At 68.1% G+C, this 11143-nt stretch carries 10 protein-coding genes; 6 read left to right on the top strand and 4 right to left on the bottom strand.

The genetic code is table 11. The features are described from left to right. Positions 1–44 precede the first annotated feature (44 nt). From QGG57_01885 to QGG57_01870, 4 genes are read left to right on the top strand one after another with little or no spacing between them, the layout of a single operon-like run. Positions 45–908 carry a DUF368 domain-containing protein gene (locus tag QGG57_01885; protein ID MDP7006929.1) on the top strand — a complete coding sequence of 288 codons (864 nt, stop codon included), beginning with the start codon at positions 45–47 and terminating at the stop codon, positions 906–908. A 43-nt stretch (positions 909–951) separates the two neighbouring features. After that, the gene (gene trkA, locus QGG57_01880; GenBank protein ID MDP7006928.1) at positions 952–2310 is read left to right on the top strand and encodes a Trk system potassium transporter TrkA; all 1359 of its coding nucleotides are present in this window, start codon (positions 952–954) and stop codon (positions 2308–2310) included. Between the two features lies 1 nt (position 2311). After that, the gene (locus QGG57_01875) at positions 2312–3880 is read left to right on the top strand and encodes a TrkH family potassium uptake protein (protein MDP7006927.1); all 1569 of its coding nucleotides are present in this window, start codon (positions 2312–2314) and stop codon (positions 3878–3880) included. A 45-nt stretch (positions 3881–3925) separates the two neighbouring features. Next, positions 3926–4462, top strand: coding sequence for a hypothetical protein (locus tag QGG57_01870; protein MDP7006926.1), 537 nt, complete (start codon positions 3926–3928; stop codon positions 4460–4462). Between the two features lie 4 nt (positions 4463–4466). On the opposite strand, the gene QGG57_01865 is transcribed toward QGG57_01870, so the two are convergent. Both QGG57_01865 and QGG57_01860 read right to left on the bottom strand, forming a co-directional pair. Next, positions 4467–5735, bottom strand: coding sequence for an orc1/cdc6 family replication initiation protein (locus tag QGG57_01865; GenBank protein MDP7006925.1), 1269 nt, complete (start codon positions 5733–5735; stop codon positions 4467–4469). A gap of 174 nt (positions 5736–5909) precedes the next feature. Then, positions 5910–6296 (bottom strand): Holliday junction resolvase-like protein, encoded by a 387-nt coding sequence (locus QGG57_01860; protein MDP7006924.1) that lies wholly within the window; start codon positions 6294–6296, stop codon positions 5910–5912. Between the two features lie 65 nt (positions 6297–6361). Between QGG57_01860 and QGG57_01855 the strand changes: the two genes are divergently transcribed. Together QGG57_01855 and QGG57_01850 are read left to right on the top strand one after the other, a co-directional pair. Further along, entirely contained in the window at positions 6362–7786 is a 1425-nt protein-coding gene (locus tag QGG57_01855) for a DNA-directed DNA polymerase II small subunit (GenBank protein ID MDP7006923.1), read from the top strand. Positions 7787–7810: 24 nt separating this feature from the next. Beyond that, on the top strand, positions 7811–8845 hold the full coding sequence (locus tag QGG57_01850) for an ATP-grasp domain-containing protein (GenBank protein MDP7006922.1): 1035 nt from the start codon (positions 7811–7813) through the stop codon (positions 8843–8845). On the opposite strand, the gene QGG57_01845 is transcribed toward QGG57_01850, so the two are convergent. Next, positions 8821–10050, bottom strand: coding sequence for a glycosyltransferase (locus QGG57_01845; GenBank protein ID MDP7006921.1), 1230 nt, complete (start codon positions 10048–10050; stop codon positions 8821–8823). The two genes, QGG57_01850 and QGG57_01845, sit on opposite strands and share 25 nt — an antisense overlap. 35 nt (positions 10051–10085) lie before the next feature. Further along, positions 10086–11141 (bottom strand): NAD(P)/FAD-dependent oxidoreductase, encoded by a 1056-nt coding sequence (locus QGG57_01840; protein ID MDP7006920.1) that lies wholly within the window; start codon positions 11139–11141, stop codon positions 10086–10088. Positions 11142–11143: the final 2 nt, after the last annotated feature.

The raw sequence follows: 11143 nt of genomic DNA, 5'->3' as shown, positions 1-11143 counted from the left end.
AGTGGCCCGACGACCCGGTTAAATAACGGCGGTACTCGGCGCGCGTGCGGATTCCCCCTTTCGCCGCCGGGCTGCTGATGGGCTCGGCCGACGCGGTGCCCGGCATCAGTGGCGGTACGGTCGCGCTGGTGATTGGCCTCTATCGCCGACTGATTGACGCGATTGCGACCGTGCTGGAATACCCGCGCCGGCGCGATTTTGAGGCATTGCGCGCGCCGCTGGCCTTCCTGCTGCCGCTCGGCCTCGGGATGGCGACCGCCTACTGGCTGGTGTCGCGGCTGCTCATCGGCCCCGAGGGCAGCCCCGGAATCCTGCTGCGCCCGGAGACGGCGCCGCTCTGCTACGGCCTATTCAGCGGGCTCGTGGCGGTCTCGCTACGCGAGCCGTGGCGTCGCATCGACGCGCCGGGGCGCGAGCATCTGGCGTTCGCCGGGGCCGGCGCGGTCGCGACCTTCGTCGTGCTGGGACTGCCGTTCGCGACGAGCGCGCCGGCCGACTGGATGCTGCCCGTCGGCGGTGCGCTGGCGCTGACGGCGATGCTACTGCCGGGGGTGAGCGGCTCGCTGGTGCTGGTAATGCTGGGGCAGTACGCCGCGATTGCCGGTGCGGTACACGATTTGCGGCTGGCGCCGCTGCTCTGGTTCGGCAGCGGCGGCCTCGTCGCGGCGCTGGTGGTGGTACCGCGGCTGCAGCGGCTGCTCGCCGAGCGGCCGGGGCGCACGCTCGCCGTGCTCACGGGCGTCATGGCCGGCTCGCTGCGCGCGCTCTGGCCGTGGAAGGCGAGCTACGACGTGCGCGCGGGCGACCTTTCGCCGCTGGGAGTGGGCGCAAACTGGCCTGAAGTGGCGCTGGCGGCGCTGCTCGGGGGCGCGCTGGTACTGGCACTGGAAAGGCTTTCTCGTCGATAGACAAACCGCAGCGCTTAAATCGCGCCTTCGGTGAAGGCGCAAAATGCGCGTGGTCATAGCGGGCGCGGGTGACGTAGGTTACCGGGTGGCCCGGGACCTGATCAATCGCGGCCACGGCGTCAGCATGATAGACTCCAACCCAGCCGCTGTCAAGCGAGCGCAGGGGCTCGACGCACAGGTGCTGCACGGTCACGCTGCGGCGCCGAAGCTGCTCGTCGAGCAGCTGACGGGGGCTGACCTGTTCATTGGCGTGACCGGCAATGACATGGTCAACATCATCGGTTGCACCTTCGCCAAGGCGATGGGCTGCCGCACGATTGCGCGTATCAATGCGCCTGAGTTGCTCGACTGGCCGCTCGAGCCAGACCCGCAGCAGGTTTACGGGATTGACGCCTGCATCAGCCCCGACGAGCTGGCGATGCACCGCATCTGGCAAATCCTGTCGCGGCCAGCGCTGACGCGGCTCGAGCATTTCTCGGTCGGCAAGCTACGTATCCTCGAAGTCAGGCTGGACGACAGCTCGCCCGCGGTGGGCCGCACGCTCGACAGCGTCGAGCTGCCGCCGCACTGCCGCGTCGTGCTGGTTTCGCGCGATGAGGGCGTGATTATCCCGCGCAGCGAGGAAGTCTTGCTGCCACGCGACCGGCTACTGGTGCTGCTGAGCGACGTCAATGAACTCGAGGAGCTTTCAGAGTCGCTTGGCGCGCCGAAGGAAGTTACGGGCGAGGGGAACATCAAGCGGCTCATGATTGCCGGCAGCACGCAGGTTGCCTTGCGGCTGGCCGAACAGGTTTCGCGCCGCTACGACGGGGTGCAGGTCTATCTAGTCGAGCCGGACCGCGCACGCGCCGAGGAGGTCAGCGAGCAACTACCCGACGACGTTACTGTGCTGGTGGGGTCGCCGACCGACCGCCATTTCCTGCGCGAGGAAGGTATTCGCCACGAAGATTTATTCGTCGCGGCGACCGAGCGCGAGGACCTGAACATGCTCAGTTGCCTGCTCGCCAAGCGCGAGGGGGCGCGTCGCACGGTGGCGCTGGTCTACCAGACCGAGCTGGAGCACGTCGTGCAGAACACCGGCGTTGACACGCTCATCAACCCCAAGCGGGTCGCGGTGACCGCTATCCTCAACCGCGCCACGGCGACCGAGGAAATCGAGGCGCTGGAGGAATTGCAGGGTGGCGAGGCGTCGATTCGCGAGTTCCTGGTCAAGGCTGACAATGGCCTGGCGGAGAAGTCCATCGCGAAGCTCGGGCTCCCCGAAGGGAGCATGGTGGCACTCATCAACCGCGGCGGCGAGCCGCTCTTCCCCGACGAGGACGAAGTCCTGCAGGGAGGCGACCACTTGCTGGTATTCACGCTCAAGGGGCAGCTACCGGCGCTGGAGAAGCTCTTCCGCTGACATGCGCGGACGCCTGTTGCTGAGCCTGCTGGGAGTGCTGCTGGCGCTGTTCGGCAGCACCTTCCTGCTGCCGCTGTTCGCGGGACTGCTGCTGGGCGAACCGCGCGAACAGGTGGCGTGGCTCTACGGGCTGCCGCTGCTGCTCTCGGTCGGTGGGGGACTTCTGCTCTACTACCGCTTCCGCAGTGACGAGGAGCTGCGCGACCGTGAGGCGTTCGCGCTGGTGAGCGCGGCGTGGTTGCTCTTCGCGGTGTTTGGCGCGATTCCTTACGTGATGGCGGGCGACATGGCGGGCAGTGACGGCGAGCCGCTGCTGGCGTACGACCTGACGCTGGCCGAGGCGTACTTCGAGTCAATCTCGGGGCTGACGACGACCGGTGCAACCGTCTTCGACGCCTCGGTCGCCAACGGCACCACTGACGACGGCTACTTCGCAGCGCCCAAGTCGCTGCTGCTGTGGCGCTCGCAGTCGCAGTGGCTGGGTGGTATGGGGATTATCGTGCTCGCGACGGTGGTGCTGTCGCGGCTGCTCGGTGGCGGCATCCAGGTGCTGCGCGCCGAGATGCCCGGCACCGGCGTCACGCGCGTCAAGCCGCAGATGGCGCAGACGGCGCGGCTGCTGTGGGGGCTCTACGCCGGCCTAACGGTCGCTGAGATGCTGCTGCTGCGCTTCGTCGGCGAGCTGCCGCTCTACGACGCGGTCTGCACCGCTTTCTCCAATCTCTCGACCGGCGGTTTCTCGCCGCAAGCGGGCTCGATTGGCGCCTACGATAGTGGCCTTGTCGAAGGCATCGTCATCGCCTTCATGCTGCTGGCGGGAATCAATTTCGTGCTGCTCTACGGCTTTTTCATCAGCTTGCGCCGCAACGACGAGCAACGGCTTTTGCGGGGGTGGCAGCACCTCTGGACCAGCGGCGAGTTCCGCTACTACCTCAGTTTCGTGGGTATCGCGATTGCGCTGGTGGTCGTCGGCCTCTGGGCGCCGCTACGGGGCAACGGCTGGGCCTTTGGCGAGGCGCTGCGGCCGGCGCTGTTTCAGGTGGTCTCCATCCTGACCGGCACCGGCTTCACCTCGCAGGACTACGGTAGCTGGGCGGTGGCGGCGCAGTTCGTGCTGCTGCTGCTGATGTTCATTGGCGGCTGCGCCGGCTCGACCACCGGCGGCCTCAAGGTCATCCGCATCGAAATCCTGCTCAAGGCGCTCTGGCGCGAACTGTTCCTCGTGGTCCACCCGCGCGCGGTGCGCAAGCTGCGGCTGGGCGCCAAGGTGCTCGACGAGACGCTGGTGCGCAACGTCGCCGTCTTCTTCTTCATCTACATAATCCTGTTCCTGACCGGCGCGCTGGTGCTGCTCTACCTCGAGCCGGGCTGGGGGCTGGTTGATGCGATGGCCGCCTCGATTGCGTGCCTCAGCAATGTCGGCCCCGGCCTCGGCGCGGTCGGCCCCGGCGCCAGCTACGCCGGCCTCTCGAACGGCACGCTTAGCGTGCTATCGCTGCTGATGTGGCTCGGCAGGCTGGAGATTATCACCGGCCTGCTGCTATTCTTCCCCGGGACTTACCGCGATTAGGTCCCGCCAGCCGCACCTGATTTAGCCGCTGTCCGCTGCCGCGTCGTGGGCAAGCAGGCGTGGGCGCGCTACGGGATGAACAAGGCGCGCGGCATGGCGCAGAAGCAGGCGCGCTTCGACGAGGGCGAGGCGGACGGCCGTGCGGCGGCGCTCGCGGCCGAGGTGGGGGCGGACCGCGACGCGCTTCAGCGGGCGGCGACCGGCGCCGCATGGCGCGAGGCCGAGGCGGCGACCGACGCCGCACGCGGGGAGGCGGAGCGACTGGCCGCGCTGGTCACGCCGCAGCCGCGTTCGCGCACGCTGCCGTGGCTGGCGCTGGCGTGCGCGCTGCTACTTGCGCTGGCGGCGTGGCTCGCCGCTTCTGCGATGGTCGCCGTGCTGGCGGCGCTCGGCGGTGTCGGCGCGCTGCTGGTCGCCATCCACGGCTTGCGGCAGCCGACGCGGCTGCCGCAAGTATCACGCGAGCAGCGCGACAAAATATTGCAGCAGGCGCAGGCGGCCGCACGCGAGGCGGGGATGAAGGCAGCGTGGGTTGCCGGCTGGGAGCAGGGCTGGGCCGCGGGCTGGAAAGAGCGCGACTGAAGCGCTACATCAGCCGTAGCTGCGGCTGCGCGAAGTGGCCGTCGGCGGCGAGGTCGAGCGCGCTCGACATGAAAGAGTCGTCGCTGATAATCGGCTGGAGTTCGCTGAATGGCACCGCGGTCGAGATGAAACGGGTGCGGCCGTGGCGACCGAGGCTGGCGACGCGCGCCGAGATGACGCCCTGCATGTCCAGCTCGGAAATGATGCCGCCGATGCGGCGCTGCGTCAGCGCGTCGAGTTCGAAGCGGTTGCACATGCGGTAGTAGGTATCGTAGACGTCGCCGGTGGTCTGCCGGTCGAGCCGCGACTGCGACTCGTTGGCGAGTATCGATGCGAGCACCGCCTTGTGCTGCAACGGCAGCTGGAGCACCATCTTGCGCACCTGGTCCTGCTCCATCATGCTCTCGGCGCGGTCGACATAGTCGACCGTCACCGGCCGCGAGCCGTCGCGTTCGGCCATCTCGGCCGCGATGCGCAGCAGGTCGAGCGCCTTGCGGGCGTCGCCGTGCTCCTGCGCGGCACGGCCGGCGCAGAGCGAGAGGACCTGCGGGTCGAGCGCTCCTTCGTGGAATGCCTGCCCGGTGCGCTGTTCGAGGATGTCGCGCAGCTGTAGCGCGTTGTAGGGCGGAAAAGTCAGCGATTCCTCGCCGAGGCGCGACTTGACGCGCGGGTCGAGGAAGGTGGTGAACTTGGTGTCGTTGGAGATGCCGATGAGCGACATACGGGCGTTCCCGAGGTCGGCGTTGATGCCGGTGAGGTGGTAGAGCACCTCGTCGCCCGATTTCTTCACCAGTGCGTCGACTTCATCGAGCACCACCAGCGCGATGCCGCCCGCCTCCTCCGCCTTGCGGCAGAGCGCCGCGTAGACCTGCTCCAGTCGCCAGCCGGTGTGCGGAATCGAGTCCTCCCAGTTGGTGGTGTAGGTCTGCCCGATATTGGCGAGGATGCCATAGGGCGTGTTGACCCGCTTGCAGTTGATGTGCGCGGTGTGGATAGCCCCCCCGTTAGCGGTGACCTTGTCCTTCAGCTGGTCGCAGATATACCTGGCGACCGCGGTCTTGCCGGTGCCGGTCTGCCCGTAAATCAGGATGTTGCTCGGCCGCGAACCTTCTAGCGCCGGGCGCAGGATATGCGCCACCTGGTCTATCTCGTCGTTACGGTGCGGGAAGTCCTTCGGAATGTAGTCTGAGGAGAGCACGCCGCGGTTGCGGAATATGCGTCCTTCGCCCGCGAGGGCGTCGAAAACGTTACGGGAAGCTTGCGCTGACTGCATTAGTGGGAACCCGCTCAACCGCGGGACCGCAGGTATAGCAGTCCGCGTATAAACGCTGTGGACCGGCGCGGCGCGGGGTGCTGATTTTTAACCCCCCTCTCGCCGCCGCGGCCGGCTGTCCGGGGCGCAGGTGGAGCGCGACTAAATACCGGCCGCCGCGCGTTCTCGAGGGCTTCAGCGAGGGAGGTTGACGCGGAGCAATTTCCAGCGCACGCGCCCCTCCGCGACAAGCGCCTCGAGCCGCCGCTGGACCGCGGTCGGCCGTGCGTTGCCTGACTTGACCTCGACAAAGACGATTTCGCGCGGATTGCCTTCCGCGAGCCCGGGGAAGACGACCAGGTCGACCGGGCTGCCGAGGAAGCGCGCTTCCGTGGGGTCGGCGGGGAAGTCGGGCAGGAACGGCGCCAGCTGCTCGGCGAACTTGCCGCCCAGCACGCTGCGCGAGCGGCTGATGGCCACCTGCTCTAGCTGCCGCTTCCGCAGCCGCCACACCACTTCGCGCCACGCTGCGCCAGCAAACAGCGCTAGCAGCAGCAGGCCAGCGATTTCGAGGGGAGTCATGGCGCGCCAGCCGTGGAGGGGAAAAAGGGACAACTGTTTTGCCGACTCCCCCATTGGGGCTGAACTTGGCCGCGGACGAGCAGGAGGTGGTAGCATGGCTTTCGCAGCGCAACATGCTGCCGTCGCCGGAATTGGTTGAGCGCGTCGTCGCGCATCCCAACGGCCTCGGCTGGCTCGAGCAGTCGCTACTGGCGCTCGATTCGCCGCAGCTTTTCCTCGGCCTCGGCGACCTGCTCCCTGAGCCGGAAGAGCCGACGCCGATTGTCCGCGAGGCGACCGGTGCGCTGCCGCCGGTCATCATCCAGCGGCAAATCGGGCGCACCCGCGCCGACGGCCAATTACAGAGCTATGTCGCGCTCTTCAACGACCGCTTCCGCACGCTGGCGCGGCTGGTGCGACGCGACCCGGCGATGCGCGACGCGAGCGGGCTGCGGCAGGTCGACCCCGACGGCGAGAGCACGGTGGTCGGGATGGTCGCCGAGGTGCGACAGCTGCAGGGCGGCCGCGTGCATGCGGTGCTGGAGGACCCGGACGGCCGCCTGGCGGTGATGTTTGGCGAGGCGGACGAGGCGAGCCACAACCTGCTGCACGACGAGGTTATCGGGATTTCGGGCCGCCTGAGCCGCCGCGGTGACATGCTGTTCGCCAACGGCCCCATCGTACGCCCCTACCAGGGTCGCGCCCGCGAGCCGGGGCGCGCGGCGGAGCCGTGGACCGCGCTCTTCATCTCCGACCTGCATATCGGCAGCAACACCTTCCAGCAGGCGCAGTGGGACCGCTTCGTGGCGTGGCTGAATGGTGACGTCGACTACCACCGCGAGTGGATTCCACGCCCGGGCTACCTGGTGCTGGCGGGCGACGTGGTTGACGGCATCGATGCCTACCCCGGGCAGGAGGCGGAGCTGGAGATTACCGACGTCTGGGAGCAGTATGCGGTGATGCAGCGCGAGCTGGAGAAGCTGCCGCCCGACATTCAGGTCATCGTCCTGCCGGGCAACCACGACGCCGTGCGGCTGATGGAGCCGCAGCTACCGCTGCCGGAGCGCGTGCAGGAGCGCTACCCGCCCGGCGTCACCTTCACCGCCAACCCGGCTCTGCTCGACCTGGCCGGGGTCAATGTGCTCTGCTACCATGGCAAGTCGTTCGACGACCTCGTGAGCCTGCGCGACCTGACCTACGACAAGCCCATCCTGATGATGAAGGAGCTGCTGCTGCGCCGCCACCTGGCGCCGATTTACGGCGGCAAGACCCCGCTCGCGCCGGAGGATCAGGACCACATGCTGATTCGTGAAATGCCCGACATCTTTGTCACCGGCCACGTCCATTCGTGCGGGGTCGAGCGGCATCAGGGGATGCTGCTGCTCAACCCGGGAACCTGGCAGTCGCAGACCGACTTCCAGCGCATGATGGGCTTCCAGCCCGACCCCAACCGCGCCATCGCGGTCAACTTGCAGAGCTTCGAGACGCAGGTATTGGACTTCAACACTTAATACCGGCCCAAGCGTGCACGGCCGATGAAGATCCTGGTCACCGGCATCGGCGGAAATATCGGCATGGACCTCGCGCGCAGCCTGCGCCAGGCGGGGCACGCGGTCGTCGGTACCGACATGGACCCGCGCAACCTGCTCATCGGCAAGCAGGTCGCCGACGCGGTGCACCCCGCACCGCCGGCGCGCGACCCCGGCTACTACGATGCGCTCAACGCGATTATCGCCGACGAGGGCATCGGGCTGGTGCTCTGCAACCCGGACGGCGAGCTGGGGCTGGTTTCGCCGCAGCGCGACCGCCTTGCGGCGCCGCTCTTCGCGCTGCCGGAGAGCCTCGTTGCGACTTTCCTCGACAAGGGGCGCACGGTCAAGTTCCTCGACGGGCTGGTGGCGACTCCGCGCACGCTCGCAGTGCGCACCGCAGCGGACCTCGCGCACGCCTTCGACGAGCTGGAGCCGCCGCTCTGGCTGCGCGCCGCGTCGGGCGCGGGCGGCCGCGGGTCAATCCTGGTGCGCGAGCTGGACGAGGCGACGGCGTGGCTGCATTACTGGCGCGAGCGGCGCTGGAAGTGGCTGGTGCAGGAATACCTGCCGTGCCGCAATTTCAACTGGACCGGCATCCTGTGGGAAGGCGAGCTGGTTACCTCCGGTTCGTCGGAGCGGCTCGACTACCTGATGGCAGCCGCGGCGGTCTCCGGCATCACCGGCAACATTCGCACCGGCCGCACGCTCCACGACGAGCGGCTCAATACCATCGGCGCCGCAATCTGCGAACGACTCGACGGCTCGGGCACGGTCTCGGTTGACCTGCGCGAGGACCGCGACGGCCGACCACTCGTTACCGAAATCAACGCTCGCTTCGCGGCGCGCCCCTGGCTCTACACCGGCGCCGGCGCCAACTTTGCCGCCGCGATTGTCGACCTTGTTGAGGGGCGCCGGCCGCAAATGCCGCAATTCGACGCGCCGCGGGCCGGTATGCTCGAAATCCGGCAGGTCGATGCCGAGCCGGTCATCGTCCCCGAAGCGGAGCTGGATGACTACCGTTTCAGCACCGAGTCATAGAGCCGCGCCAGCCGCTCGGCAGCCGCGTCCCAGTGGAATCCCGACTCAGCCAGCGCGCGGCCGCGGCGTCCCATCGCGTCGCGCGTGGCAGGGGAGTCGCGCAGCTCGCGGGCGCTGCGGCGCAGCGCCCGCCAGTCGCCCCACGCGAAGGTGGCGCCGATTTGTTCGTCGGCGACAAAATGCCCCATCAGCAGCTCGCTGCAGGTAATGACCGGTACGCCGGCGCACATCGCTTCGAACAGCTTGTTGGGTGCGCTGAGCCGGCTGTTGAGGTTGGCTGGGTCGAGCGCCATCAGCACCGCGTCCGCTTCCAGCGTCAACCGTGCCACATCGCCGGGCGGGACCGGGCCGAGGTAGCGGCTGTGGCGCAGCCGCCGGCAGAGCCGTTCGAGCTGCGGCACCAGCGTTCCGAAGCCGCCAATCTGAAACTCGACGTCGCGCAGCCCTTCGATAGCGAGCGCGGTTTCGAGGATTCCGCGCGACGGCCGTTTCTCGAGGACACCTATATAAAGAACTTTTAGCTGTTTTCCGGGTTTCCGTGCCGCGATCGTCGCGGCTGGATAATCCTCCAGCCGTTTCAGGTTGCCGACCAGCGCAACCCCGTCGCGAACCAGCTCCGGCTGCGGCAGTTTCAGGACTGCGAGCGCTTCCTCCAGCGGCGCGCTGAACGGCGCGCCGCCCCCCTCGTGTCGCATCGCGGTCAGCCGTGCGAAGCCCTGCGGTCCCGCTGCCAGCACGCCATCGCAGCGGCGCAGCAGCCGCGCCTCGAGCTGGTGCAGCCGCAGCGCCGCACGGTGCGATACGGCGCCTTCGACCAGCGCCGGATAATTCTCGTGGCAGTCGTAGACCAGCGGCGCGCGCAGCAGTCGCGCCGCAAACAGACCGAGCGGCAGCGTGTCGAGGTCGTGCGCGTGAATTACGAGATCACCTCCCCGCAAGGCAATAATCCGCCGCAGACACCAGCACCAGAAGCGCGGCAGCTCGCGCACGAACGCCAGCGGTGCGTTGAGCGAGCAGGCGCGCCGGTAGCGCACGAGGCGCCCCCACCCGGCCTGCGCTTCGCAGTCGCTATCACCGTCGCGGTCCCATGCCAGCAGCGTCACTTCGTGGTCCAGCGCAGCGAGCGAAGCGGCGGTGTCGGCGACGACCGGCTCGGGCTGCGCGCCGCTGGTGAGGCGGGTGCGCAGCATCACGACATGGGCCACGCCGCGGGAGCCTGCGCCGGTTAAAGAGCGCGTTGCTACGGGCGAGCGAGTTCAGCGGCGACGAACTTTTCGCGCGTTTCATCGTCGGTGGCGAGCACGATGCGATGCAGCGCGGCTACCATCTGTGCGATGCCGGCGACGCCTTCACGGTAGTTCTGTACAGGCGACCGCGCTCCCGACTCGATAATCGCCTCGGCCGCCAACTGTCCGCTCTCGATGGCCAGCCGGATGCCCTCCCCCGAGAGTGGGTTGCAGAGCCCTGCCGCGTCGCCGACGAGCAGCGCACCCGCAGCGTCGAGCCGCGGTTCCCCGAAGGGGATTGCCCAGCCCTCCTGCTGGACCACTTCGCCGAGCTTGGCTATGCCGTTCTGCTCGAGCCATTCGCTGAAGCGGTCGAGCGATGGCATCAGGTCGGTCCGTTCCTCCTCAGTCATCCCGCTCCCGATCTTGAGCAGCCCGCCCTTCGGTACGGTGTAGGCGTAGAACGGGCTGAGCATCCCGGCGAAAACGCAGTGGAAGTCGGCCGGCAATTCACCAGCGACCCGCACCAGCCGCTGGCCGACGAGCATTTTCGGCGCGGCCGCGTCTGGCGCGAGCCTGCGCCGAACCAGTGAGTGGACTCCGTCACCGCCCACCAGCTGTGCAGCCGTTGCTTGCCGCTCCTTGCCACGCTGGCTGTAGCTGATGCTGAATCCGCCGTTCGCTTCCACGTCCGAAACCCGCGCGTCATGCTGCACGGTCGCGCCCGCGAGCGCCGCGCGGTCGCGCAGCCACTGGTCGAAATGGTCTCGCTTCACGTTGAGCAGGCGACTCTCCCGCACGCGTCCGCCGTTCGCCTCGCCGCTCGGGGGGGTGTAGCGCAGGCGAAGCTCCCCCTGCTCCGCCAGCACCTCGGGCGGCAGCGGGGCGCCAAACACTTCCTCGATGAGTTCCTCGGTGATTTCGGGCAGGATTCCGCCGCATGGCTTGTGCCGCAACGTCCCGCCGCGCTCGAGTAACAGCGTCTCCAGTCCCGCCACGGCCGCAACGGCGGCCGCGGCGGCGCCCCCGGGGCCGCCACCGACCACGATTAGGTCCCACTCCAGGGGCATCA

The sequence above is a fragment of the Candidatus Poseidoniia archaeon genome, from assembly GCA_030748895.1.
Lineage (GTDB): Archaea > Thermoplasmatota > Poseidoniia > MGIII > CG-Epi1 > UBA8886.
The sequence above is the reverse complement of the archived record's forward strand: the minus strand, read 5'-3'. Positions and strand labels throughout refer to the sequence as shown.